The following is a 24794-nucleotide window of genomic DNA, read 5'->3' on the forward strand; positions in this document are numbered from 1 at the left end:
CGACAGTCCCCGGCCTCATCCACACAAAGCCTGCCGGCAATGCCAAGGCAGGCTTTTTTCATGACTGGTTATAAATTCTGTAACAAATGGTGACCCCTTGCCGGATGGCACACGCCTCTTCAATCCGCCGCTAGGATGGTGGCCTATTGGGGCCAAGCTGCCTCGGATTGAACTCTGGACACCATGAACCAAACTGCCGCACTGCAGGGCGATGCCATCTACGCCCTGCTGGATCAAGCCCATGAGCTACTGAACGACTACAACGACGACAAGCCCGGCAGCATCAGCCGTCAGGAGCGCATCGCCGCTGCGGTGGAATTGATGGGGCAGCAGAACTTTGCCCCTGCCACCGTGCAGGAGCTCGAGCGCGTTCACGACTTCTGGCTCTACCTCGATCAGCCCGAAGCGGCCAACAAGCTGCTGCAGCAGCATCGCGGCACTGCCCTGGCCGCTGCCGACGAACTGAGCCCCGCAGAAGCCGCGCTGCGCCTGAGCCTCAGCGACATCCAGAGCCGCATGGGCTTTGACCAGCCCTCCGCGCAAGCCTTGCTGGGTTCGACGGCACAGGCCATTGCCGGGCTGCCCGAGGATGTGGACAGCGACAACTACTGGCATGGCTGGCACTGGATGGCTTCTCAGCTCCAGGCCTGGGAAGCTGCGGCCACGGGCCTTGAGCTGCAACGCGCCCAGGAGCGTCGCAACCCCGACCTGGCCGAAGATGCGGCCTATCTCGATGCCATCCTCTGCGTTCGCAAGGCGGAAATGGCCCACAAAAGCGGCCACACCAGCGAGGCCGCCAGCCTCGTGCAGAACGCCATCAATATATTGCGCGATGCCGCGCCCGATCAGCAGGTGGACTTTGACCGCTGGATGACGCTGGCCGACCATGTGCTGCCGCTGGCCCCGCAAAGCCTGCCAGCCCTGCTCATGGCCTGTGAGCAACAGCTCGCCCGTCTGGAGAACCCGCCACCATCGCAAGCCGTCAAGGCGCATCGCCAGGTCAAGATCGTGCGGCTGCAGGCCCAGGCCTGCGCTCAGGCCGGTCAGTTGGAGGCAGCTCTGCAACTGGCCCCTCAGGGACACTTCGGACTGACGGATGACTCGGGCGATCCCTTCACCGCCTCCTGGCTGGGCTGGCTGGAGCAGACCGGGCGCCTGAAGCAAGCCGCCGATCTGGCGCTTCAGAGCGTGCTCCACGCTCGTCCCGTCTCGGCCGTGGCCGCTTTTCAGCTGGCCAAGGAACAGTTCAGCAACGACCCGGCCAACGCCATCACCTGGGCGCTGGTTCTGGCCATTGGCCAGACTGACGAAGACATGCGCCAGCTGCTCGCACAAGAGGAAGTGCCACTGCATCCGGCGGATTTCTATCTGAACATGGTGCGCGCAGCCCAGCCGGCGCATCCGGTGCTGGCTCTGCTCGACGGCCTGCGTCTGGCACGCAAGCGCCAGATGGAGCAGGCTCTGCCGCTGCTGGAAATCGGCGTGGGCCAGCACCCCGAGATGGCCGACAGCGACAAGCTGCCCGCGCTCTGGGCTGCCCGCTTTGCCGCGCTGCCGCTGGAAGAAGCGCTGGCTCGGCCTTTTCCCCAGGGCCATGGCGCGCACTGGTGCTACGCCGCCGGCGTGGTCCTTGACGATGCAGACGATCTGGCACCGCTGATGGGTGGCAAGAAGAAAGTGCCTGCGCAGGAGGTGCGCGAGCCTCTGGTCGTGCGCTACTACGAGGAGGGTCTCGCCCGCTTCGAGCATTTCTGGGCGACTGGCCAGGGCCGCTTCAAGGATGGCGACCTGCATGTGTACTCCATGCTCTGCAACAACCTGGCCATCAAGTACCGCTTCATGGACCGCTACGACGAGGCCGCCGAGCTGCACCACAAGGGACTGGGCAGCAGCCCGTTTGCCGAGCATCACAACGGCCTGCTGTGGTGTGCCGTGGGCAAGGATGACGACGCGCAGACCGTGGTCGAGGCCGAGCGCCTGTGGCATTTCGCCCAGGAGCATGGCTACAGCCGCCATGAACCCACGCGTTACTTCTCCACCGTCGCCCTGTCGCTCTACAAGCTCAACCGCGATGACGAGATCAGCATCTGGATGGAGCGTCTGGACCAATGGTTCCACGACCTGGATGAAGACGAGCAGCGCGACGTGCGCCGCAACTACCTGGCGTCCCTGATGTCCATGCTGGACTTTTTCTCCAGCACACGCCCCGAGCTGGTGCTGCCGCGCCTGCGCGCGCATCAGCAAGAAGTCATTGCGCTGCAGGACTGCTATCCGCTGCGCCGCCTGGCCTGTGCGCTGGAAGCCTACCCCGAGCTGCTGGAAGAATCCGTGGCACTGCACAAGCAGGCCAACAGCTATCTGGACAAGGACGACGACGAGGACGAGCGGCGCATGTCGCAGTCCGGCATAGAGCGCGCCGTGCGCAAGCTGGCCGAGCGCGACGCCCAGGCCGGCGCTGCGGCATCGGGTCGCAAACCATGGTGGAAATTCTGGTGAATCAGGTCATCGAAAAAGCCGCTGCCGCCAGTGCCTACAAGGCGCGCGATGTCGTCAACGCCCCGGCCATCAAGCAGCGCATCAAGGAGCGCAGCGCAGAGCGTGGCGACGCAGCCGATGTCGCGGTCTGGCTGGGCAACCACTTCTACCGCCATGTGGTGGGCAATCTGCAGGCCGACGAGCCTGCCGTGCTGCGCATTGCCGACGTCCGGCAGTTGCAGGAGCTGGCCGGCCGTCAGCAGCCGCCGGCCTGGGCGCTGGAGCGGCTGGAGCGCAGGCAGGCCGGCTTCGAGCTGCCCGAGCTCTGGTGGGTGCAGCCCGACAGCGCGGCCCTGCTGGCGCTGGAGACACGGCTGGTGGAATTTCTCTCCACCCGCAAGGGCACCTCTCTCGAAGGCAAGCTGCAGCGCGTGAACTGCCCACAGGCGCTGGCGCGCTGGACGCTGGAGCATCTGGCTTTCGAGAAAAAACAGAACAGCGGCCGGGTCGAGCACAGCCAGAGCGCCGTGCACGGGCTGCTGCGTGGCCAGCACGGTACCTTTGTGGAGTTTGACGGCACAAGTGCGCAGATGCGCCAGGAAATGGCCTATGAAAGCCAGATGATGGGCCACTGCGTGGGCCAGTTTGCCAACCGCAAGTCCTTCAGCGGCGGCTATGGAGAACATTACGCCGAGGGTCTCGAGTCGGGGCGCATGCGGCTGTTCAGCTACCGCACGGGCACTGCACAGCCCCGCATCACCGTCAATGCCTATGTGCAAAAGGACGGCAAGCTTCAGATCGAGCAGATCAAGGGCAAGCAGAACCGACCGCCGATTGCGCGCTATATGCCCGATGTGGTGACTCTGCTCAACCATCTGCCGCTCAATGACGAGGTGCCCGAGGACGCGCTGTCCATGGGCATTGTGCGCCGCCCGCCCGAGCTGCTGAAGTCCCATCCAGGGCTGGCGCCCTGGTGCTCGGTGCAGGAGCTGCAGACCGACGACGAGCAACTGTGGCTGATGCAGCAGCACCCCGCCCTGCTGCCCCGGCTCAATCTGCAGTCACCACTGATGCAGTGGATGGTGGCGGCACGCAAGGACTCGCTGGACAGCGAAGTCATTGAACGCATGCCCAAATCCGCCGCACTGAAACAGAGCTTGCTGATGGCCAAAAAGCGTCCCGGTCGCCCAGGAGTTCGCACATGAGCGGATGGACGATCTTTCTGCTCATCGTGGCCCTGATCTACTGGGTGCTGCGCGGCGGCTTCAAGCGCCTCAAGGAGGCCAAGCAACGCGGCGACATCATCAGCTACCAGGCGGGCAGCCAGGAGCGCAACTGGGCCCTGGCCCTGGCCCACCCCATGGCCTACCACGCCATGCAAGGCGGCTTTGCCAGCGATCTGCATGGCGCTGACGATGCGCTGGCCAGGCAGTTGCGCCCCATGATCCTGCACCATCTTGGCCTGCGCACCGACCTCAGCGACGAACAGGTGCGCCAGCAACTGCCCGACGCACTGCGCCAGCGCTGGTTCATGCTGGATCTGCAGCGCCTGCAGCGCAGCGACGACGTGCGCGCCGCAATGGCGTTTGCCTGCGCGCGCGTGACCTTTTTTGTGCGCAGCGCCAGGCTGCTGGAATGGACGGACGAAGCCCTGCATTGGGATATCCTTCAGCTCAACGCCCAGCGCGCCCAGCAATGCTTCGACAGCTGGCTTGCTTTCGGCCAGGCCTATGCCCAGGGCCGCGCTCAATGGCTGGCACAAGGCCGCAGCGATGTGCTGGGCAAGGCTTTCACGACCGAGGAAGTGGCGCAATGGGTGACGCAGGAGCAGCACCCCTGGCATGCGATGAGCTGGAATCTGCCGCTGACCGGCGATGAGGCAAAGCCCGCCTCCGAGCCTGCGGCATAAGTGCAGGCCCCCCGCAAAAACCGAGGGACTGCCAGGCAGTCCCTTTTTACATCCGCAGCGCAGGCGTTCAGGCAAAGATGCTTCGGGCTTCCGTGAATCGCTTGGCGAAGTACACATTGTCCATGCGTACCCGCTGCACCGTTCCGCCGCTGGACGGCGCGTGCACAAACTGTCCGTTGCCCACAAAAATTCCCATATGGGAATAGCGCCCGCCCAGAGTGTTGAAGAACACAAAGTCGCCGCGCATCAGATCGCGTCCGTCCACCGGGTTGCTGGCCTGCGCCCATTGCGATGTGGTGCGGGGCAGGCGCATTTCCGTGATGCCCCCCACGGCCCACTGAATCAGGCCGCTGCAGTCAAAACCGCCTTCAGGCGAGTTGCCGCCATAGGTGTAAGGCGTGTTGACCACCAGCATGGTGCGCGCCAGCAGCGACTCGCGCAGCTCTGCATCCAGACTCAGGGCATTGGCCGGGCGCACGGAAGATCCACCTTGCGCAGCAGGCCGGGGCTTGTCTTTGGTGGTGGAACACCCTGCCAGCACCGCAAGCAGCGAACCCGCCAGCATCAGCGCGCCGCGGCGCTCCAGACATTGAGGCAGAGGTTGCCGCTGACCCGCCTCCACGAAAGTCCTGTCTTGTAGCTTCATGGAAAGGCATGTTCTCAGAAAGCCGCCCATACAGCCACCTTCTACCCACAATTACTGCGCTTCTTTACAAAAAAGTGAGCTGCTCTCGCTTGTCATTCCTTTGATTCAGATGCATTTCTCATCAAAACCCATGAACAACAAGCGCAAGCAGCTCACTTTTTATAGATCGCTGATCTCAAACCAAGCACACCCCAACTCAGGGACAGCGAGCAAGCGCCGCCTCGCAGCGAGGCTGTCGTCCCCCTTGGGGGCGCCTGGCCAGGGGAAGCCGCGCAGCGGCTCAGGGGGATCAAATATCAGAACGGCAGCTTGGGCATGCCGCCGCCGCCCATCATGCCCTTCATGGCCTTCATGCCGCCCATCTTCTTCATCATCTTCATCAGACCGCCGCCCTTGAACTTCTTCATCATGGTCTGCATCTGCTCGAACTCCTTGAGCAGGCGGTTGACTTCCTGCACCTGTACGCCGGCGCCGTCGGCAATACGCTTTTTGCGCGTGGCCTTGATCAGGGCGGGGTTCTTGCGCTCCTTGAAGGTCATGGAGCAGATGATGCCTTCCTTGCGCTTGATCTCGCGCTCGGCCTTGTCCATGTCGACCTGACCGGCCTTGCCGGCCAGCTCGGCGGGCAGCTTGTCCATCAGGGTCGAGAGACCGCCCATCTGCTTCATCTGCTGCAGCTGGGCCAGAAAGTCGTTGAGGTCGAAGCCGTCACCGCTCTTGAGCTTCTCGGCCATCTTCTGCGCGGCTTCCATGTCCACGCCCTTGGTGACCTGCTCGACCAGGGCCACGATGTCGCCCATGCCCAGCACGCGCTGTGCGTGGCGGTCGGCATCGAAGACTTCCAGGCCGTCGATCTTTTCCGAGACACCGGCGAACTTGATGGGCGCGCCCGTGATCTGGCGCACCGACAGCGCCGCACCGCCGCGCGAATCGCCATCGAGCTTGGTCAGCACGATACCGGTCAGCGGCAGCGCTTCCTTGAAGGCCTTGGCCGTGTTGACCGCATCCTGGCCCTGCATGGCATCGACCACGAACAGGGTTTCGACGGGCTTGAGCGTGGCGTGCAAATCCTTGATTTCGGCCATCAGCAGCTCGTCGATGGCCAGACGGCCGGCCGTATCCACCAGCAGCACATCGAAGAAATGCTTTTTGGCGTAGTCGATCGCGGCCACGGCGATATCGTGAGGCTTCTGGTCCGGCGTGGAGGGAAACCACTCAGCGCCAGCCTGGGCCGTCACGGTCTTGAGCTGCTCGATGGCCGCAGGGCGATACACGTCACCCGAGACCGTGAGCACCTTTTTCTTGCGCTTTTCGATCAGATGCTTGGCCAGCTTGGCCGTGGTGGTGGTCTTGCCTGCGCCTTGCAGACCCGCCATCAGAATGACGGCGGGAGGCTGGGCATTGAGGTTGATGTCGGCCACGCCTTCGCCCATGGTCGCCGCCAACTCCTTGTTGACGATGGACACCAGCACCTGGCCGGGCTGCAGCGAGCTGATGACTTCCTGGCCCAGCGCCTTTTCCTTGACGCGGGCAATGAAGTCGCGCACCACAGGCAGGGCCACGTCGGCCTCCAGCAAGGCCATGCGCACTTCGCGCAGCATGTCCTGCACATTGGACTCGGTGATGCGGGCCTGGCCGCGCATCTCTTTGACAAGGCGCGAGAGTTTATCGGTGAGTGCGGAGGCCATAAGCAAAAAGCATTCGAAAGTTATGGATGGACGGGAGTCGTGCGCGAGCGCGCAGCACGACTCTCCGGGCAGCTTGCGGACCCAGCTCAGGCGAGGCGAAGCTGCATGAACAGGCATTTTACCCGCTGCCCTTGATTGACGATGCCCCGCAGGCTTGTCCGTGATCTGCCTCAGGCGTGCAAGGTCGCTGCGCCCTGCCCCACAGCTCCCTCGAAAAAGAGACCAGGCCGGTCCTGAATAGACCTGAATGGACCTGAATCGAGCTCTGCTGCAAGTCCTTGCTCGTGGCGCAGGACTGGCCGGCTGGGCGGGAAGACTGGAGGCATCGCCCGGCTGGAGAAAATCCTTGAAGAACGGGCTCGAAAGTCGACGATCTGCTCGCAAGCGCTCAAACCCACGCTCATGACCGGGTTCAGGCAGTGCTTTATGCACAAAATTGCCGGACGGCAGCGGCCTGCAAAAGATGAGTGCGGGCCAGCGGCACTATCATAGAAAGCATGCTCTCCCAACCGCTCACCGCAGCTGGCCCCATTGGCTGGATCCTGGCCATGGCCGCAGCCATTGCCTACGCCATTCCTGCACTTGCCACCCAGCACCTGCAAGAAGCCGGTGCCCGTCGCTGCCTGCGCCTGGCCTGGGCACTGCATGCCCTGCTGCTGGGCTGGGGTCTGCTTGGCGAGCTGCCGCACTTCGGCTTTGCTCCTGCACTCTCTATCACTGCCTGGCTGGTGCTGACCGTCTATGTGGTGGAGCAGCAGCTCTATCCGCAGCTGCGCTCGCGCTGGCCTCTGTCCATGCTGGGCAGCGTGGCCGTGCTTCTGGCCGTGGTGTTCCCCGGCACACCGCTGCACGTCAACGCTTCGCCCTGGCTGCCGCTGCATCTGGCTCTGGGTATTGCTTCCTACGGCCTGTTTGCCGCAGCCGTCGTTCATGGTGCGCTGATGAGCCATGCCGAGCGGCAGATGCGCCAGGGCGGCGACCATGACAGCGGACTGCCGCTGCTGACGCTGGAGCGGCTGACCTTCCGTTTTGTCGGAGCAGGCTTTGTGCTGCTGACCGCCACACTGGCCGCAGGCTGGCTGTTTGGCGAGCAGCTCTACGGCAAGGCATGGGTGTGGAATCACAAATCCATTTTCTCCCTGCTGTCCTGGCTGGCATTTGCCGTGCTGCTGTTCGGCCGCAAGCGATTCGGCTGGCGCGGCCAGAGCGCCGTACGTGTTCTTTATATCGGCGCCATCTTTTTGCTGCTGGCCTATGCCGGCTCGCGGTTTGTGATTGAAGTCCTGCTGGAGCGCGCAGCATGAAGTATTTGCTGGTCCTGCTGGTCGTGGTGGTAGCTGTCGGAATCTGGCGCAGCAAACGCCGCGCAGAAGTGGCCGAGCAGACCAGGCCTGCCAGCACCCCCAAGCAGGCACAGACCATGGTAGCTTGCGCTCACTGCGGCCTTCACCTGCCGCAAGCAGATGCCGTGAGCGACGCCTCGGGCAAGATCTTCTGCAGCGCAGAACACCGCCGCCTGGCCCAGCAAGACACTGCCCGCCACTGACCGCATGGTGAACTCCGCCTCGCCCTGGCAGCACACCGCCATCCCGCTCGATGAAGCCATCAGCCGGCGCGCGGACGCCAGTCTCAACGCTCCGTTCGTGCGCCTGTGGCAGGCCTTCCTCAGCGGCCGCGTGCTTCTGGCGCTGGCCCTGGTGCTGCTGCAGACGCTGAATCTGCAGCTGCAGAACATCAGCTCTCCCCTGGCCTGGCTGATCTGCTTCACCTATCTGACGCTGACCGTCGTGCTGCGCCTGGCTGCCGGACGTCATTTGCCGGCGCCTCGCGCAGCCCTGCAATGGCTGCCCGTGATCGGCGTCGACATTGCGGCGATCTTTCTGCTGCAGATCTTTCAGGTCGGCTCGCTCAACTACACCGCGCTGCTGGCCATTCCCGTCCTGATCTCCTCGGCGCTGGGCGGACTGATGCTGGCCTTTGGCACCACGGCCAGCATCACGCTGCTGACGCTGGCCTACACCTTCTGGCAATACCATGGCGGGCTCAACGACGGCGCCCAGTCTTACTACCAGACGGCTTTTTCCTGCGCCGGCTATTTCTGCGTGGCCTATCTCACGCACGAGCTGGCCAAGCGTGTCCGGCGCGAGCGTTCCCAGGCCCTGTTCAACCGCTTGCGCACCCAGACCCAGGAGCAGGTCAACAGTCTGGTGATCAACCACTTCTCCGACGGCGTGCTGGTGGTCGACTCGAGCTTGCTGGTTCTGCAGGCCAACCCAGCTGCCTTGCAGCTGCTGGGCCTGCCCATAGATCACCCCCAGCCTTTTTCCCTGCAGGCCCACAGCTGGTGGGAGCCGCTGGCGCATTCAACACAAGCCAGCTTTGCCCATGCCCGCCCGCTGTCCGCCACGATTCACCTGCAGGCTCATGAACGACACGGCGCCACGGGCATGCATGTGCGCACACGCATCACCGAAGTTTCGGCGCCCTATCTGGACGAGGGTCCGCAGGCGCAAGCCAGCCATTCGCTTTGCGTCATGTTTCTTCACGACCTGCGCGAAATGGAAGCGCAGCTGCGCACCGAAAAGCTGGCTTCCATGGGCCGTATGTCGGCTGCCGTGGCCCATGAAATACGCAACCCGCTGGCCGCCATCACCCAGGCCAATGCGCTGCTGGCTGAAGACCTGGCGAGCCAGCCCGGTCCCCAACAGCTATGCCGGATCGTGGGGCAAAACGCCGACCGACTGGCCCGCATCGCCGAAGAAATCCTCAACCTGGCACGCGTGCAGCAGGGCGCAGAAACCCATCAGGGCCAGTCGCTGCCGCTGGACACCCTGCTGGCCCAGATCAGCCATGAATGGCGCACACAGGCCGCTCCGCCGCGCCAGCTTCTGCTGCGGCTCAATGCAACGGCCCGCCATATCCTGTTCGATGAAGAGCATCTGCGCCGCGTGCTGATCAACTTGCTGGACAATGCCCAGCGCCACCGCAGCCATGCCGGCAATGAAGCGGGCCTGCAGTTGATCAGCGGCCACGGGCCCTTGAACGGTCAGATCCAGGGTCTCGCACCGCAGGACGACACCTACTGGTTCATGGTCTGGAGTGATGGAGCGCCGCTGGAGTCCAGCGTCGAGCGCCATCTGTTCGAGCCGTTCTTCTCCTCTCAAAGCCGCTCCAGCGGCCTCGGACTCTATATATGCCGCGAGCTGTGCCAGCGCTACGATGCCTCCATCAGCTATCAACGCCTGGCTCGCAGCACACCGCAAGGCGAGGTGAACGGCAATGCCTTTATCGTGACTCTGCGCAGCGGCCCTTCATCCCTCGCGAGCCACTCCCTGTTTGACTCGATCATGGTGTAAGCCCAGTGACATCATCGCCTCACTCATCCGCAGCGGCCAGCATTCTCGTGGTCGATGATGAACCGGATCTGCGCACGCTCTACGAGCTGACCTTGTTGCGGGAAGGCTACCGCGTGGAAACCGCGGGCTCGGTCCAGGAAGGCATGACTCAGTTGCAAGGTCGCAATTTCGATGTCTTGATTACCGATATGCGCCTGCCCGACGGGATCGGCATGGAGCTGCTGCTGCAGCTGCGCGATCAGTCGCGCAGCGAGCGCTGCATCGTCATGACGGCCTACGGCTCTGCCGAAAACGCCGTCGAGGCCCTGCGCGCGGGCGCGTTCGACTATCTGACCAAGCCCGTGGACCTGCGCCAGTTCCGTCAGGTCGTGGCTTCGGCCGTGCAAGGCATTGGCGCAGTGCCCAAGCCCGGCAACCCGCAGGCCAGCGACAGCTCGGCCGCCAGCGGCACTGGTGCGGGAACGCCAGCTGGCGCCCTGGAGGCTCTGGTTGGCAAGTCTCAGGCCATGCAGCTGGTCAAGCAGCGCATTGCCAAGGTCGCCAAAGGCATGGCTCCCGTGCTGATCCACGGTGAATCCGGCACGGGCAAGGAACTGGTGGCACGCGCCCTGCACGGCTGCAGCCAGCGGGCCGACGGTCCCATGGTCGCAGTCAACTGCGGCGCCATTCCGGAAAGCCTGCTCGAAGCCGAGTTCTTCGGTGCCCGCAAGGGCTCCTACACCGGTGCCACGCAGGACAGGCCCGGCTACTTCCAGGCCGCGCAGGGCGGCACCTTGTTTCTCGATGAAATCGGCGACCTGCCCCTGGCCATGCAGGCGAAGCTGCTGCGCGCCATTCAGGAGCGCAAGATTCGTCCGCTGGGCAGCACCCAGGAAGAAGCCGTCGATGTGCGCATCGTCAGCGCCACCCACCGCGACCTGGTAGCGGAAGTGCAGGCAGGCAATTTCCGCCAGGACCTGTTCTATCGCCTCAATGTCATCGAAATCGAGCTGCCCGCGCTGCGCGAGCGCCGTGAAGACCTGGGCCAGCTATGCCAGGCCTTGCTGCAAAAGCTGGCCCGCGAGTCCGGACTGGCTACGCCGGAGCTGGACAACATCAGCCTGAGCCAGATAGCCCGGCTCCCGCTGCCTGGCAATGTGCGCGAGCTGGAGAACGTGCTGCACCGCGCCATTGCACTGGGCGAGGAAGGCCCGCTGCGTCTGCCCGAATCCGGCGTGCCGGCCGAGTGCGCTGGTGTGGTGGCAGCGGCTTCCTCGGGCGCTTGGGCATCGAGCGCACCGCCGCCGCACGCTCAGCACGCAGGCAGTCCGGCCACGCTGCCGGAGGATCTGCAAGGCTGGCTTGATGAGCAGGAGCGCAGCATCCTGGTCAGAGCCCTGCAGGACAACGGCTTCAACCGCACAGCCACGGCGGCCAGACTGGGCATCAGCCTGCGCCAGATTCGCTACCGCATCGACCGTCTGGGCATAGACCTGCCGGCCGAAGGCAGCAAACACCAGAGCGACAATGTCTGATTTCACGCCTCTTTCCTCCTCCCTGGCCCAGCCCTGGCAGGCCGGCTGGTATGGTGCGGCGCGTCAGCTGAAATCTCCCAATTTCGGCCCTCGCCCTGCGGATGCGCAGATCGACCTCGTCGTCATCCACTCCATCAGCCTGCCTCCGGGCCAGTACGGCACAGGCGCGGTGCAGCAACTATTCACCAATCAGCTGGACTGGGACGCCCACCCCTATTACCAGGGCATTCGCGGCCTCGAAGTCTCGTCGCATTTCTTTATCACGCGCCAGGGCGAGATCTGGCAGTTCGTCAGTTGCGACGACCGCGCATGGCATGCCGGCGTGAGCCAGTGGCGCGGGCGCGAGCGCTGCAACGACGACTCCATCGGCATCGAACTCGAAGGCCTGGAAGGCCTGAGCTTTGAAGCTCCGCAGTACCAGGCCCTGCAGCAGCTTTGCATGGCCATCGCGGCGCAATATCCAGTGCGCTACATCGCCGGGCACGAGCACATCGCACCCGGACGCAAGCAGGACCCCGGACCCGGTTTCGACTGGCAGCGGCTGCAGCAGCAGCTGGCCAGCGCAGACAGCACCCGAAGCTGGGAATTCCCTCCCGGTGCAGCAGCCTCAGGCGCAGCCTGAAATCTTCATAGCATCTACCGCCTTTCAACACTCGATTTCATGCATATTCGCAGCTGAAATCCTGCACCAGCAAGCGCCATGCGCTCCTCATTTTAAGAATCCCAAGCATCCATCGTTGCGGGGCTTCGAAACGGCATGTCAATGGCGCGCGCGCAACAACTGTCGCCTGCATCAAACACGCAAATTTTTTACATATTTCCGGCCCGATCTGCCGCCGCGCGCAACCGCGCCGCAGGCCTTTATTCATGCGGGATGAAGTCATTTTTGCGGCTGTCAAGCGGCGCTCGAAATGCCAGATTCAGTAGTTTCATCAGGTCGCTCGGATTTAAGCGCGATACACTACCGGTAGTGTTTTGAAGAGCCTCAGACCCCATATCTAGTGTTTACAAGTTGTGCACACCCTGTGCAAACCATGTGTAAACCGAGGCGCCGAATCGTGTTTTTGATGGCCTGCCCACAGTGCAGGCCTTTGTCTGCCTATCCACATACTGACTCAGAGGAACTTATGCAAGAAGCGTTGAACTCACTGCCTTCTGCCGCACCTGCCGGTGCAGCCAATTCTTCCTCCCCCAATGACAGCTATCAGATCATCCGCCGCAGCGGCGATGTGGTGGCTTTCGCGCCCCAGAAGATTGCCGTGGCCCTGACCAAGGCTTTCCTGGCTGTGCGCGGCGCACAGGGCGCGGCATCTGCCAGCGTGCGCGACACCGTCAACGAACTGACCGAAGGCGTGGTGCGCGCACTGGTGCGCTCGCGCCCCGATGGCGGCACCTTCCATATCGAAGATGTGCAGGACCAGGTCGAGCTGGGCCTGATGCGCGCCGGTCACCAGGACGTGGCCCGTGCCTATGTGCTGTACCGCGAGCGCCGCAACCAGGAACGTGCCGAGCAGAAGAAGGCCGCCGAAGTGGCCGCCGCTGCCGCCGCCAAGCCCGTGCTGCATGTGACCGACAACGGCCAGCGCGTGCCCCTGGACCAGGAGCGCCTGGAGGCTCTGATCGTCGCTTCCTGCCGCAATCTGAATGCCGACATCCAGTCCGCGCCCATCGTGGCCGAAACCCTGCGCAATCTGTACGACGGCGTGCCTCTGGCCGAGGTCTACAAGGCGTCCATCCTGGCCGCCCGTACGCTGATCGAAAAAGACCCCGACTACACCTACGTCACTGCCCGCCTGCTGCTGCACACCATCGTGCGCGAAGTCATGGGCCGCGACGTGCAGCCCGCAGAAATGCAGGCGGCCTATGCCGACTACTTCCCCGGCTTTGTGCAAAAGGGCGTGGACAACGAGCTGCTCAACCCCGAGCTGCTGAACTACGACCTGCCCCGTCTGGCCAAGGCTCTGAAGGCCGAGCGCGACGAACAGTTCGACTACCTCGGTCTGCAGACCCTGTACGACCGCTACTTCCTGCACGTGCGCAAGACCCGCATCGAGCTGCCCCAGTCCTTCTTCATGCGCGTGGCCATGGGCCTGGCGCTGAACGAGCCCGACCGCAACGCCCGTGCCATCGAGTTCTACGAGCTGCTGTCGTCCTTCGACTTCATGTCGTCCACCCCGACGCTGTTCAACAGCGGCACGCTGCGCTCGCAGCTGTCGTCCTGCTACCTGACCACCGTGCCCGACGACCTGGACGGCATCTACGAATCCATCAAGGAAAACGCCCTGCTGTCCAAGTTTGCCGGCGGCCTGGGCAATGACTGGACCCGTGTGCGTGCCCTGGGCTCGCGCATCAAGGGCACCAACGGCGAATCGCAAGGCGTGGTTCCCTTCCTCAAGGTGGTCAACGACACGGCCGTCGCCGTGAACCAGGGCGGCAAGCGCAAGGGCGCGGTCTGTACCTATCTGGAATCCTGGCACCTGGACATCGAAGAATTCCTGGAGCTGCGCAAGAACACCGGCGACGACCGCCGCCGCACCCACGACATGAACACGGCGAACTGGATTCCCGACCTGTTCATGAAGCGCGTGATGGAAAAAGGCCAGTGGACCCTGTTCTCGCCCGCCGACGCTCCCGATCTGCACGACCTGTACGGCGAAGCCTTCGAGAAGGCCTACACCGCCTATGAAGCCAAGACCGACAGCGGCGAACTCAAGCTGTTCAAGCGCGTGCCTGCCGTGGATCTGTGGCGCAAGATGCTCTCGATGCTGTTCGAGACCGGCCATCCCTGGATCACCTTCAAGGACCCCTGCAACATCCGCTCGCCCCAGCAGCACGTGGGTGTGGTGCACTCGTCCAATCTGTGCACCGAGATCACGCTCAACACCAGCGACACCGAAACTGCGGTCTGCAACCTGGGTTCCGTGAACCTGGTCCAGCACATCAAGGACGGCAAGATCGACCACGACAAGCTGCGCAAGACCGTGAACACGGCCATGCGCATGCTGGACAACGTGATCGACATCAACTACTACGCCGTGCAAAAGGCCAAGGATTCCAATCTGCGCCACCGCCCCGTGGGCATGGGCCTGATGGGTTTCCAGGACGCGCTGTATGAAATGCGCACCGCCTACGCCAGCCAGGGCGCCGTCGAGTTCGCCGACGAGGCCATGGAAGCCATCTGCTACTACGCTTACTGGGCGTCGACCGAGCTGTCCAAGGAACGCGGCACCTACTCCACCTTCAAGGGCTCGCTGTGGGATCAGGGCATCCTGCCCCCCGACACCCTGAAGCTGCTGGAAAAGGCCCGCGGCGGCTATGTGGAAGTGGATCGCTCCGCCAAGCTGGACTGGGATGCACTGCGCGCCAAGATCGCCCAGGACGGCATGCGCAACTCCAACTGCGTGGCCATTGCGCCCACAGCCACCATCTCCAACATCGTGGGTGTGGATGCCTCGATCGAGCCTTCGTTCGGCAATCTGTCCGTGAAGTCCAATCTGTCGGGCGAATTCACCGTCATCAACCAGTACCTGGTGCGCGACCTCAAGCGTCTGGGCCTGTGGGACGACGTGATGGTCATGGACCTCAAGCATTTCGACGGCTCGCTGCGCGCCATCGACCGCGTGCCGCAAGAGATCAAGAACCTCTACGCCACCGCGTTCGAAGTCTCGCCCGAATGGCTGGTGGAAGCCGCCTCGCGCCGCCAGAAGTGGATCGACCAGGCCCAGAGCCTGAACATCTACATGGCCGGTGCATCGGGCAAGAAGCTGCACGACACCTACATGCTGGCCTGGCTGCGCGGTCTGAAGACCACCTACTATCTGCGCACCACCAGCGCGACCAATATCGAGAAGTCCACCGTGCAAAGCCGTGTGCTGAACGCCGTGTCCTCCGGTGCTCCTGCCGCTTCGGCGGCCCCTGCGGCCAAGCCTGCGGTGAGCGCACTGGAAGCCGCTGCCGCCGCTGCCCGTGCCCAGGCACCCGCCACGGACATCAAGTTCTGCGCGATCGACGACCCAGGCTGCGAGGCCTGCCAGTAATTGACTGGCTCCCCCTGAGGCGCTTGGCCTAGGCGGCCCCCGCGCCTTCCCCCTCTCTGGCGCTGAGCGCCGGAGGGGGACGACACCCTCGGTGCGCGGCGGCGCTTCCTCGGTGTCTCTCGCTTTAGAGTGCACCAGTATTTGAGTGGTGCCACTCCATCAATAAATGACTGAAAAGCTGGATGTCGATTGCATTGCACCCAGCCTTTTCCCCCTCAAGGAATAAATATGCTGAGCTTTGACGACGACACCTTTGCCTCTTCCGCCACCAGCGCAGAAGCCGGCGCGTCCACCAGCACCCACAAGCGCGTGAATGCCGCCGACAAGCGCATCATCAACGCCAAGACCGACGTGAACCAGCTGGTCCCCTTCAAATACAAGTGGGCCTGGGAAAAGTATCTGGCCACCTGCGCCAACCACTGGATGCCGCAGGAAGTGAACATGACGCGCGACATCGCGCTGTGGAAGGACCCCAACGGCCTGACCGAAGACGAGCGCCGCATCGTCAAGCGCAATCTGGGCTTCTTTGTGACGGCCGACTCGCTGGCCGCCAACAACATCGTGCTGGGCACCTACCGCCACATCACGGCGCCCGAGTGCCGCCAGTTCCTGCTGCGCCAGGCTTTCGAGGAAGCCATCCACACCCATGCCTACCAGTACATCGTGGAATCGCTGGGCCTGGATGAATCGGAAATCTTCAACGCCTACAACGAAGTCCAATCCATCCGCGACAAGGACGAGTTCCTGATCCCCTTCATCGAAGCGATCATGGACCCCAACTTCCACACCGGCACGCCCGAGACCGACCAGACTCTGCTGAAGTCGCTGATCGTTTTTGCCTGCCTGATGGAAGGTCTGTTCTTCTACGTGGGCTTCACGCAGATCCTGGCCCTGGGCCGCCAGAACAAGATGACGGGCGCCGCCGAGCAGTACCAGTACATCCTGCGCGACGAGTCCATGCACTGCAACTTCGGCATCGATCTGATCAACCAGCTCAAGCTCGAGAATCCCCATCTGTGGACGGCCGAGTTCAAGCAGGAAATCACGGAGCTGTTCCAGAAGGCCGTGGAGCTCGAATATCGCTACGCCGAAGACACCATGCCACGCGGCGTGCTGGGCATGAATGCATCCATGTTCAAGGGCTATCTGCGCTACATCGCCAACCGTCGCGCCACGCAGATCGGTCTGGAGGAACTGTTCCCCGGTGAAGAAAATCCCTTCCCCTGGATGAGCGAAATGATCGATTTGAAGAAAGAACGTAACTTCTTTGAGACACGAGTGATCGAGTATCAGACCGGAGGCGCACTTTCTTGGGATTAATTGCTTCTAAGCAGGCACAATGCGAGTCATGACTTGCTTCACTTCATTGCTACAAAAAACTGAGATTTTTGGCGTGAAGCAAATTTGTGTTCCTAGCGATGCGTAACTCCACATCGCTTTGAATCGTCCGGCACCGCAAGGAACCGGACGTCTTATGCAAATCAACGAAGGAGAAAATGATGGCAACTGCGAAGAAGACGGCCGCCAAGGCCACAACCGAGAAAAAGACACCTGCCAAGAAGGCGGCCGCGCCCAAGGCTGAAGCTGTGAAGAAGGCAGCTGCAACCAAGACCGCAGCCCCCAAGGCCGCTGCTCCTGCAAAGGCTGCACCCAAGAAGGCTGCAACCGCTGCCAAGGCTGCTGCTCCTGCAAAGGCTGCACCCAAGAAGGCTGCAACCGCTGCCAAGGCCGCTGCTCCTGCAAAGGCTGCACCCAAGAAGGCTGCAACCGCTGCCAAGGCCGCTGCTCCCGCAAAGGCTGCCCCCAAGAAGGCTGCAACCGCTGCCAAGGCCGCTGCTCCCGCAAAGGCTGCACCCAAGAAGGCTGCAACTGCTGCCAAGGCCGCCGCCCCCAAGAAGGCTGCAACCGCTGCCAAGGCCGCAGCCCCCAAGAAGGCTGCAACTGCTGCCAAGGCCGCTGCCCCCAAGAAGGCTGCAACTGCTGCCAAGGCCGCTGCTCCCAAGAAGGCTGCAACCGCTGCCAAGGCCGCTGCCCCCAAGAAGGCTGCAACTGCTGCCAAGGCCGCTACTCCCAAGAAGGCTGCAACCGCTGCCAAGGCCGCTGCTCCCGCAAAGGCTGCCCCCAAGAAGGCTGCAACTGCTGCCAAGGCCGCTGCTCCCAAGAAGGCTGCAGCAGCACCCGCTCCTGCCGCAGTAACCGAAACCGCTGCACCCGTGGCACAGACCCGCCTGGCACCTCAAGCCGCCTGGCCCTTCCCCACAGGTAACAAGCCCTGATCGGTTCGCTGACCTGCACGCCATAAAAAAGCCCGACCTCTCTTGCGAGAGTCGGGCTTTTTTACATGCCTGATATCAGTGCCCTCAGGGCACGGACACCCAATCAGGGCTGGAAGTCCAGCTGATAGTTCTGCGGGCCGCGATGCGCAACCTTGAGCGCCCCCATGCGATTTCCCAGTTCGGCGCAACGCACCAGGTCCCAACCACGCTCCAGACCAAACAGGAAGGCACCGCGCCAGGCATCGCCGCAACCCGTGGGATCGACCACGGCAGCGGGCTTCACCGGAGCAACCAATGTTTTTTCACCCTGCTGCCAGACTTCGCAGCCTTCGGCGCCCAGGGTCACGACCAGGCCGCGCACCTTGTGCGAGATCTCGTCAAAGTTCAGGCCCGTGCGCTCGCTGAGCATCTTGCCTTCATAGTCGTTCACTGCCACCCAGTCGGCCTGCTCGATAAAAGCCTTGAGCTCGTCGCCATTGAACATGGGCAGGCCCTGGCCGGGATCGAACACAAAGGGAATGCCTGCAGCCTTGAACTGGGCGGCGTGCTCGATCATGGCTTGACGGCCATCGGGAGCAATAATGCCGATCTTGATATCGGCAGCCATGTCGGCAGTGATGCGATTCTCGTGCGCCTGCATCATGGCGCCTGGGTGGAAAGCCGTGATCTGGTTGTTGTCATGGTCGGTCATGATCATGCACTGCGCCGTATGCGTGCTCTGCAGCTGACCCACATGACGGGTCTCAATGCCCAGTTCCTTGAAGCGCTGCACATAATCCGCACCGTCGCTGCCCACCATGGCCATGGGGTGCGCATCGCCGCCGAGCAGCTTCAGGCTATAGGCAATATTGCCGGCACAGCCACCAAAGTCGCGGCGCAGCGTGGGCACCAGAAACGATACATTCAGTATGTGCAGCTGGTCGGGAAGAATCTGGTCTACGAAACGACCTTCAAAGGTCATGATGTTGTCGAATGCCAGCGACCCGCAGATCAAAGCGGCCATGGTGCGTTCTCTTTCAGAAATGAATTAGGGATAAAAAACCAGCGCCCGGTAACCCGCCACTGCAGAGCCGAGATCCTGCACCTGCACAGGAACGTTCACGCTCCACTCCTGACGGGCATGCAGCTGCTCCGGGGCACCCAGCAGCCTCAGGTCGATCACACGGCGCAGCAAAGGCCTGTCCTGTGCATCGGTCAAGGTCAGCTCGGCCATGGGCATGGCCACTGGCACATCGGAGCGGTTCTCCAATGTCAGGCTCCACTGGTACTGATGGTCATCGGCAAGTTGTTTGAAACCCGAGCCACTGATCACCACATCGGCAATCGCGCGGCGGGCCTGCAGCTCGCAACCCGCCAGGCTGCAGGCCTTGGTCAGCACAGGGGCCAGCGCCGGATATTGCGCAGCCAGCACATCGCGTTGCAGCCAGGCATATTGCCCCACGACACCGGCTACGGCTACCAGCGAGCCCAGCACCAGCGCCACACGCATGCCTGCCGAGTGCCAGAACGCCTGCCGGCGGGCCTGACGCACAAAGCCCGGTTCATCGCCGGCAATGGCAGCGGCCTCATCCTGATCCGCATCCGTGACAGCCTGCGCCCGGTCCCTGGCGGGTTGTATAGCGCCGATATCGGCATGCAGCAGCGCCTCCTTCGAGACAGCTTCGGCCTGGGCCTCATCCTTGAGGTCCTGCGCGGCCTCGGCCATCAGGACCTCGCTCGGCGGCGGCACAAGCAGCTCCGGCTCGGTGGGAGCGGGAATATCACCAGCCTCCGGCTCGCTCGCATCCGGATGATGATCATGCTGAGCAGCCGCTGCATCCTCTTCAGTCAGAGGGCGCGCCTGATCGACAAACGAGGGCCGTGCATCCGCCATCCCGGGCATGGACCCGGACGGCTCGGATTCGGAAACCACATCGGCAGACTCTGCTGCCGGTGCGTCTTCTGCGACCTGGGCAACAGTCGGTGCCGCGTCCACCGAATCCGATGCCAACTCCTGCAAGGCCTCAGCCTTCTGCGTATCGGGGGCGGGAGCATCCGCGGCATCCTGCTGAGGCCAAACCGGCGTCCGCTGTTCTCCGGCTTCCGTCTGCTGCACCTCCTGCACGGCAGGCCTCTGCGGCGCATCAGCAGCTTCCGGCTGCAGCAGCTCGTCGGGCACGGACTGCAACTCCTGCGAGGCATCAAAGACGCTTTGGCACATCCCGCAGCGCACCCAGCCCTGCGAGATGCGCAGTTGGTCGGCGACCACTTTGAAGCGGGTTCCACAGGAGGGGCAACGGGTGACTTGGCTCATCAGGGTTCAATTGTAGGCAGCAACAATCCGCACACCTGCTGGCTGCGGGTTTGCGTCGCAATCAGGCTGCTCGCTGTGCAGTCATGAGAATCCAGCCGTCTTCGCTGTCGGCCACCTCCAGCTTGAGATAAGGCGCATAGGCCTCTTTCAGCTCGTCGGCCTGGCGTTCCAGAATGCCCGCCAACACCAGATTGCCGCCAGCTTGCACACGACCGCACAGCAGCGGCGCCAGCACCTTGAGCGGCGTAGCCAGAATATTGGCCAGCACGGTCTGGTACTCGCCGCCAGCCGCATCTGGCAGGCCGGCCCTGACTTCCACATGGTTGGCACTGGTGTTGTAGTTGGTCGATTCCACGGCCGCGGGATCGATGTCCACCGCATCCACATCGGTCGCGCCGAACTTGGCTGCACCAATGGCCAAAATGCCCGAGCCACAGCCATAGTCCAGCGTGCGTCCCAGGGTACCCTTGGGCTGGCGTGCAATCCAGCGCAGACACATGCGAGTAGTGGGGTGGGTGCCGGTACCGAAAGCCAGACCAGGGTCCAGACGGATGCTGACCTTGGCCTGCTCGGGCAGTTCATGCCAGGTGGGAACGATCCAGAACTCGGGCGTGATATCTACGGGCTCGAACTGCGACTGCGTCAGGCGCACCCAGTCCTGCTCGGGCACGGGCTTGAGGGCCAGAATCTTGCAGCCCTCAAAAAAGTCCTGCGGCAGCAGCAGATCACGCGCCTCGGTGGCTGCGGCTTCGTCGGGATAGAGGGCGATCACGCGGCTGCGGTTCCAGCCTTCCTTCGGTGCCGGCATGCCAGGCTCGCCGAACAGTGCCTGCTCGGCTTCGGTCTGCGCATCGGCATCTTCTACGGACACGCTCAATGCATCGAGTGCATCCAGCGCTTCGCTAATGGTTTCGACCCGATCTTCGGGGCACAGCAGGCTCAGCTCGAACATGGCCATCCTTTCTAGCAACTGCGTCTCCATGCCAGGTCAGCCCTGATGGAGAGAACGCACTTGTACTTTCCTGAAAAACGAAAATGCTGGCCTCCGTTGCCAGAGGCCAGCATGGGAACTCAGAGCAGCAAGGCTCCTGATCTCATCGCTTGTTGGGCGTGCGATGCGTCAGCCACTCTTCCAGATAGTGGATGTTGGTGCCGCCTTCCATGAACTTGGAGTCGACCATCAGATCCTGGTGCAGCGGAATATTGGTTTTGATGCCTTCCACCACGGTCTCCAGCAAGGCCGTGCGCATGCGGGCCATGGCCTGCTCGCGAGTATCGCCATAGGCAATGATCTTGCCGATCATGGAGTCGTAGTTGGGCGGCACGAAGTAATTGTTGTACACATGGGTGTCAACACGTACGCCAGGACCGCCGGGAGCATGCCACATGGAGATGCGGCCGGGCGAAGGGATGAACTTGTACGGATCTTCGGCGTTCACACGGCACTCGATGGCGTGCCCCTTGAACTCGACCTGGCGCTGGGTGAAAGGCAGCTTCTCGCCGGCAGCGATCATGATCTGGGTGCGCACGATGTCGATGCCCGTGATCAGCTCGGTGATGGGGTGCTCCACCTGCACGCGGGTGTTCATCTCGATGAAGTAGAACTCGCCGTTCTCGTACAGGAACTCGAAAGTACCCGCACCGCGATAGCCGATCTTCTTGCAGGCCGCAGCGCAGCGCTCGCCGATCTTCTCGATCAGACGACGGGGAATGCCGGGAGCCGGAGCCTCCTCGATCACCTTCTGGTGGCGACGCTGCATGGAGCAATCGCGCTCGCCCAGATACACGGCGTTCTTGTGCGTATCGGCCAGCACCTGGATCTCCACGTGACGCGGATTCTGCAGGTACTTTTCCATGTAGACGGCAGGATTGCCGAAAGCAGCGCCGGCTTCGGCCTTGGTCATCTGCACGGCATTGATCAGCGCAGCCTCGGTGTGCACCACACGCATGCCGCGACCGCCGCCACCGCCCGAGGCCTTGATGATCACGGGATAGCCGATGGTCTTTGCAATGCGCTTGATGAGCGCGGGATCATCGGGCAGTTCGCCGTCCGAGCCGGGCACGCAAGGCACACCGGCCTTGATCATGGCTTGCTTGGCCGAAACCTTGTCACCCATGGTGCGGATGTTCTCGGGAGTCGGGCCGATAAAGGTGAAGCCGCTCTTTTCCACTCGCTCGGCAAAGTCGGCGTTCTCGGACAGGAAACCGTAACCGGGATGGATGGCTTCTGCATCGGTCACCTCGGCAGCCGAGATGATGGCCGGCATGTTGAGGTAGGACAGCGGAGAAGGAGCCGGGCCGATACAGACGGCCTCGTCGGCCAGCTTGACGTACTTGGCATCACGATCGGCTTCGGAGTACACCATCACCGCCTTGATACCCAGCTCACGGCAAGCGCGCTGGATGCGCAGGGCGATCTCGCCCCGATTGGCAACCAAAATTTTCTTAAACATGAAGTTCCTCGCAGCTTGGTGCCTGTGCCGCGGCACAGACTACTGCCAATGACTCAGTCGCGCAGCCAGTGGCTAGCGCACCTCGGCGCTGCCATGCGAACTGCACGCAACGCCTCATGATCTATATCACTCGATCACGAACAGAGGCTGGCCGTATTCCACAGCCTGGCCGTTTTCACCCAGAACGCGAACAATGGTGCCGGTCTTGTCGGCTTCGATTTCGTTGAGGATCTTCATGGCTTCAACGATGCAGATGGTTTCGCCTTCCTTGACCTGGCTTCCCACATCCACAAAGGGCTTGGCGCCGGGGCTGGAGGCACGGTAGAAGGTACCGACCATGGGCGACTTGACCACATGGCCTTCAGCAGCAGGTGCTGCGGCCGCCACGGGAGCAGCGGCAACGGGAGCTGCCGCCAAGGGGGCAGCCATCACAGGAGCGGCTTGCACGGGGGCAGCAACGTATTGGTGAACCACACCTTCGCTCTTGACGATACGGACCTTGCCCTCTGCTTCGGTGATCTCCAGTTCCGACACATTCGATTCGGACACCAGATCAATAAGGGTCTTGAGTTTTCGCAAATCCATGGGAGCTCCAGCGACGTATTTCTAAACAGGGCGCGAATTTACCTCAAATTCGGCCTTCTGCGTGCATTGGCAGATATTTTTCACTAACGTCGCCATGGAATTTAGTTGCCTACACTTTTCTGACGACAAGAGCAATGTTCATTCGCTCTATTTGCTCCAATCTGTCAGATCTTCGCTGGAAAGCTCGCCTATTTTACGTTGCCGCACTTGCCCCTTGGCATCAAACAGAACCGTGAATGGCAGGCCTCCCTGCAAGTTACCCAGACTTCTGCTCAGTCCCAATCCCCCTTGCATGGCGATGGCTACGGGAAATTGCACAGGCTGACGCTGCAAAAAACGCAGCACGGCTTCGGATTTGTCGACCGCGAGACCAACGACCTGAATACCTTTTGCACCCTGCTGCGCCGCAAATTCGCTGAGCATGGGCAGCTCCTTGACACAGGGCGGGCACCAGGTGGCCCAGAAGTTGACCAGCAAGGGCCGCCCCTGGAAGCCTGCCATGACAAAAGGCTTGCCATCGGGCGTTTCAAAGGTCTGACCCCACAGTTGCGCCTCGATGCCAGGGCCCATGGCCTGAGGCTGGCTGCGCCACCAGGCCACGCCGGCGCCGCCCCCGGCCGCCACTGCGGCCACTGCGCCGGTCAGCCACAGACGGCGCGAGCCATTGGTCGACTTGTTCTCAGAGGTGTTTTCACTCATTGCAGCTCTCCTGCAGCAGCTTGCGCAAGGCCTTGGCATCACCACGCGGGCTGCGGCCATGGCTGTCGGACTTCATGGCTCCGCGCATATCATCATGGTCGTAGACCAGCAGATGCACGCCCACGGTTTCATTGATCGGCTTGCACAGTGCATGAATGGAAAGTGCCTCGACCGGCTTGCCCTGAAAGCCTGTGATCGTGCTCGGCTCGTATTGCACATGGTTGTTGATGAGCGCTATTTCGGCAGACTTGGGATCATCGCAGAACAGTTGCAGATAGATATCCGACAGCCGCGTGGCCGTTCCGCGCCAGACTGCTCCGGCCAGATGCGGGCGAAACTCCTGCAGCCTGTCCATCCAGACCAGGGCCAGCTCGCGCAGTGCCTGCAACTCCTGCGGCTGGGTGTCGCCGCAGAACAGCTCTATATATTCACGCACCGCTTCTTCAAGCTGGTCGTTGTCGGGCAGCGCCGTGCGGCCGGGCAGGCCGAGCTGACGCACGGCCCGTTGCTTGGCCGGACCCCATTCGAGGCCTTCCTCCACCACCAGGCGGGCCGCTGTCTGAGCGATTTCAGCAGTCACGTTATCCAAACTCATAGCGCTATTTCATCACGCCCGCCGCAGCAGGCGCGGCAGGTCATGCTCGCATTGTGACCCAGATGAATGACCGCACTTTGACCTGGCCCGTACAGACCAAGGTTTTGATAGCTGCTAGCGACCGCTTTGTATCGAACCGAAAGTAAAAACACATTTAAATCCATATAGGTCATGCGCAACCAGCTATCAATTTGATAAGAAAGGTTACCGTCAGCGCTCAGGCGGGCCATGGCTTGCCTCCAGGTCATGCAGGCAAACGTAGAATCCC

General features: G+C 62.4%; 21 protein-coding genes. 11 read left to right on the forward strand and 10 right to left on the reverse strand.

Annotated elements, in window-relative coordinates:
• Positions 1-183: 183 nt before the first annotated feature.
• The 3 genes from ACWGXF_RS15025 to ACWGXF_RS15035 are packed head-to-tail and all read left to right on the forward strand — an operon-like array spanning position 184 to position 4384.
• Positions 184-2496 (forward strand): hypothetical protein, encoded by a 2313-nt coding sequence (locus ACWGXF_RS15025; protein ID WP_256628561.1) that lies wholly within the window; start codon positions 184-186, stop codon positions 2494-2496.
• Positions 2478-3680 carry a hypothetical protein gene (locus ACWGXF_RS15030; RefSeq protein WP_256628562.1) on the forward strand — a complete coding sequence of 401 codons (1203 nt, stop codon included), beginning with the start codon at positions 2478-2480 and terminating at the stop codon, positions 3678-3680. The genes ACWGXF_RS15025 and ACWGXF_RS15030 overlap by 19 nt, the downstream gene beginning before the upstream one ends.
• Positions 3677-4384 (forward strand): DUF1266 domain-containing protein, encoded by a 708-nt coding sequence (locus ACWGXF_RS15035; RefSeq protein ID WP_003070995.1) that lies wholly within the window; start codon positions 3677-3679, stop codon positions 4382-4384. Before ACWGXF_RS15030 ends, ACWGXF_RS15035 begins: the two co-directional genes overlap by 4 nt.
• A 67-nt stretch (positions 4385-4451) precedes the next feature.
• Here ACWGXF_RS15035 and ACWGXF_RS15040 read toward each other — a convergent pair whose 3' ends face one another.
• Both ACWGXF_RS15040 and ffh read right to left on the reverse strand, forming a co-directional pair.
• On the reverse strand, positions 4452-5030 hold the full coding sequence (locus ACWGXF_RS15040; RefSeq protein ID WP_034357801.1) for a C40 family peptidase: 579 nt from the start codon (positions 5028-5030) through the stop codon (positions 4452-4454).
• A 296-nt stretch (positions 5031-5326) separates the two neighbouring features.
• A complete protein-coding gene (gene ffh / locus ACWGXF_RS15045) occupies positions 5327-6718 on the reverse strand; it encodes a signal recognition particle protein (protein ID WP_003070990.1) in 1392 nt (463 codons plus the stop codon).
• A 497-nt stretch (positions 6719-7215) separates the two neighbouring features.
• Here ffh and ACWGXF_RS15050 point away from each other — a divergent pair, with 497 nt between their 5' ends.
• The 8 genes from ACWGXF_RS15050 to ACWGXF_RS15085 all read left to right on the forward strand — a co-directional run bounded on the left by ACWGXF_RS15050 (position 7216) and on the right by ACWGXF_RS15085 (position 17901).
• Positions 7216-8022 (forward strand): cytochrome C assembly family protein, encoded by an 807-nt coding sequence (locus ACWGXF_RS15050; protein WP_034357803.1) that lies wholly within the window; start codon positions 7216-7218, stop codon positions 8020-8022.
• Positions 8019-8264, forward strand: a complete 246-nt coding sequence (locus ACWGXF_RS15055) for a PP0621 family protein (RefSeq protein WP_057093520.1) — start codon at positions 8019-8021, stop codon at positions 8262-8264. The genes ACWGXF_RS15050 and ACWGXF_RS15055 overlap by 4 nt, the downstream gene beginning before the upstream one ends.
• Before the next feature lie 4 nt (positions 8265-8268).
• Positions 8269-10074 (forward strand): sensor histidine kinase, encoded by a 1806-nt coding sequence (locus ACWGXF_RS15060; RefSeq protein WP_256628563.1) that lies wholly within the window; start codon positions 8269-8271, stop codon positions 10072-10074.
• A gap of 47 nt (positions 10075-10121) precedes the next feature.
• Positions 10122-11588 (forward strand): sigma-54-dependent transcriptional regulator, encoded by a 1467-nt coding sequence (locus tag ACWGXF_RS15065; RefSeq protein ID WP_081007817.1) that lies wholly within the window; start codon positions 10122-10124, stop codon positions 11586-11588.
• Entirely contained in the window at positions 11581-12210 is a 630-nt protein-coding gene (ampD, locus tag ACWGXF_RS15070; RefSeq protein ID WP_256628564.1) for a 1,6-anhydro-N-acetylmuramyl-L-alanine amidase AmpD, read from the forward strand. Before ACWGXF_RS15065 ends, ampD begins: the two co-directional genes overlap by 8 nt.
• A 505-nt stretch (positions 12211-12715) precedes the next feature.
• Complete coding sequence (locus ACWGXF_RS15075; protein ID WP_034381329.1) at positions 12716-15625, forward strand: ribonucleoside-diphosphate reductase subunit alpha; 2910 nt, start codon at positions 12716-12718, stop codon at positions 15623-15625.
• A 228-nt stretch (positions 15626-15853) separates the two neighbouring features.
• Positions 15854-16945 (forward strand): ribonucleotide-diphosphate reductase subunit beta, encoded by a 1092-nt coding sequence (locus tag ACWGXF_RS15080; RefSeq protein WP_003070968.1) that lies wholly within the window; start codon positions 15854-15856, stop codon positions 16943-16945.
• 179 nt (positions 16946-17124) lie between these two features.
• Positions 17125-17901, forward strand: a complete 777-nt coding sequence (locus ACWGXF_RS15085; protein WP_452102065.1) for a histone H1 — start codon at positions 17125-17127, stop codon at positions 17899-17901.
• 103 nt (positions 17902-18004) lie between these two features.
• On the opposite strand, the gene ACWGXF_RS15090 is transcribed toward ACWGXF_RS15085, so the two are convergent.
• The 8 genes from ACWGXF_RS15090 to ACWGXF_RS15125 form a co-directional block, all read right to left on the reverse strand.
• Positions 18005-18904, reverse strand: a complete 900-nt coding sequence (locus ACWGXF_RS15090) for a carbohydrate kinase family protein (RefSeq protein ID WP_046460600.1) — start codon at positions 18902-18904, stop codon at positions 18005-18007.
• 24 nt (positions 18905-18928) lie between these two features.
• On the reverse strand, positions 18929-20194 hold the full coding sequence (locus ACWGXF_RS15095) for a zinc-ribbon and DUF3426 domain-containing protein (protein ID WP_256628565.1): 1266 nt from the start codon (positions 20192-20194) through the stop codon (positions 18929-18931).
• A 61-nt stretch (positions 20195-20255) separates the two neighbouring features.
• Positions 20256-21146, reverse strand: coding sequence for a 50S ribosomal protein L11 methyltransferase (gene prmA, locus ACWGXF_RS15100; protein WP_003068930.1), 891 nt, complete (start codon positions 21144-21146; stop codon positions 20256-20258).
• A gap of 142 nt (positions 21147-21288) precedes the next feature.
• Positions 21289-22647 (reverse strand): acetyl-CoA carboxylase biotin carboxylase subunit, encoded by a 1359-nt coding sequence (accC, locus tag ACWGXF_RS15105; protein WP_003068932.1) that lies wholly within the window; start codon positions 22645-22647, stop codon positions 21289-21291.
• Positions 22648-22773: 126 nt separating this feature from the next.
• On the reverse strand, positions 22774-23232 hold the full coding sequence (gene accB, locus ACWGXF_RS15110; RefSeq protein ID WP_087080453.1) for an acetyl-CoA carboxylase biotin carboxyl carrier protein: 459 nt from the start codon (positions 23230-23232) through the stop codon (positions 22774-22776).
• Positions 23233-23379: 147 nt separating this feature from the next.
• Positions 23380-23931 carry a TlpA family protein disulfide reductase gene (locus ACWGXF_RS15115; protein ID WP_003068935.1) on the reverse strand — a complete coding sequence of 184 codons (552 nt, stop codon included), beginning with the start codon at positions 23929-23931 and terminating at the stop codon, positions 23380-23382.
• Positions 23924-24526 carry a hypothetical protein gene (locus ACWGXF_RS15120; RefSeq protein WP_256628566.1) on the reverse strand — a complete coding sequence of 201 codons (603 nt, stop codon included), beginning with the start codon at positions 24524-24526 and terminating at the stop codon, positions 23924-23926. Before ACWGXF_RS15120 ends, ACWGXF_RS15115 begins: the two co-directional genes overlap by 8 nt.
• Positions 24523-24756 carry a hypothetical protein gene (locus tag ACWGXF_RS15125; RefSeq protein WP_164091265.1) on the reverse strand — a complete coding sequence of 78 codons (234 nt, stop codon included), beginning with the start codon at positions 24754-24756 and terminating at the stop codon, positions 24523-24525. Before ACWGXF_RS15125 ends, ACWGXF_RS15120 begins: the two co-directional genes overlap by 4 nt.
• Between the last annotated feature and the right edge of the window lie 38 nt (positions 24757-24794).

Source organism: Comamonas sp. HJ-2, assembly GCF_053615495.1.

Coding starts and splice junctions, on each gene's coding strand:
- ACWGXF_RS15025 (WP_256628561.1), top strand. CDS start 184: ATGAACCAAACTGCCGCACTGCAGGGCGATGCCATCTACGCCCTGCTG.
- ACWGXF_RS15030 (WP_256628562.1), top strand. CDS start 2,478: ATGGTGGAAATTCTGGTGAATCAGGTCATCGAAAAAGCCGCTGCCGCC.
- ACWGXF_RS15035 (WP_003070995.1), top strand. CDS start 3,677: ATGAGCGGATGGACGATCTTTCTGCTCATCGTGGCCCTGATCTACTGG.
- ACWGXF_RS15040 (WP_034357801.1), bottom strand. CDS start 5,030: ATGAAGCTACAAGACAGGACTTTCGTGGAGGCGGGTCAGCGGCAACCT.
- ffh (WP_003070990.1), bottom strand. CDS start 6,718: ATGGCCTCCGCACTCACCGATAAACTCTCGCGCCTTGTCAAAGAGATG.
- ACWGXF_RS15050 (WP_034357803.1), top strand. CDS start 7,216: ATGCTCTCCCAACCGCTCACCGCAGCTGGCCCCATTGGCTGGATCCTG.
- ACWGXF_RS15055 (WP_057093520.1), top strand. CDS start 8,019: ATGAAGTATTTGCTGGTCCTGCTGGTCGTGGTGGTAGCTGTCGGAATC.
- ACWGXF_RS15060 (WP_256628563.1), top strand. CDS start 8,269: ATGGTGAACTCCGCCTCGCCCTGGCAGCACACCGCCATCCCGCTCGAT.
- ampD (WP_256628564.1), top strand. CDS start 11,581: ATGTCTGATTTCACGCCTCTTTCCTCCTCCCTGGCCCAGCCCTGGCAG.
- ACWGXF_RS15075 (WP_034381329.1), top strand. CDS start 12,716: ATGCAAGAAGCGTTGAACTCACTGCCTTCTGCCGCACCTGCCGGTGCA.
- ACWGXF_RS15080 (WP_003070968.1), top strand. CDS start 15,854: ATGCTGAGCTTTGACGACGACACCTTTGCCTCTTCCGCCACCAGCGCA.
- ACWGXF_RS15085 (WP_452102065.1), top strand. CDS start 17,125: ATGGCAACTGCGAAGAAGACGGCCGCCAAGGCCACAACCGAGAAAAAG.
- ACWGXF_RS15090 (WP_046460600.1), bottom strand. CDS start 18,904: ATGGCCGCTTTGATCTGCGGGTCGCTGGCATTCGACAACATCATGACC.
- ACWGXF_RS15095 (WP_256628565.1), bottom strand. CDS start 20,194: ATGAGCCAAGTCACCCGTTGCCCCTCCTGTGGAACCCGCTTCAAAGTG.
- prmA (WP_003068930.1), bottom strand. CDS start 21,146: ATGTTCGAGCTGAGCCTGCTGTGCCCCGAAGATCGGGTCGAAACCATT.
- accC (WP_003068932.1), bottom strand. CDS start 22,647: ATGTTTAAGAAAATTTTGGTTGCCAATCGGGGCGAGATCGCCCTGCGC.
- accB (WP_087080453.1), bottom strand. CDS start 23,232: ATGGATTTGCGAAAACTCAAGACCCTTATTGATCTGGTGTCCGAATCG.
- ACWGXF_RS15115 (WP_003068935.1), bottom strand. CDS start 23,931: ATGAGTGAAAACACCTCTGAGAACAAGTCGACCAATGGCTCGCGCCGT.
- ACWGXF_RS15120 (WP_256628566.1), bottom strand. CDS start 24,526: ATGAGTTTGGATAACGTGACTGCTGAAATCGCTCAGACAGCGGCCCGC.
- ACWGXF_RS15125 (WP_164091265.1), bottom strand. CDS start 24,756: ATGGCCCGCCTGAGCGCTGACGGTAACCTTTCTTATCAAATTGATAGC.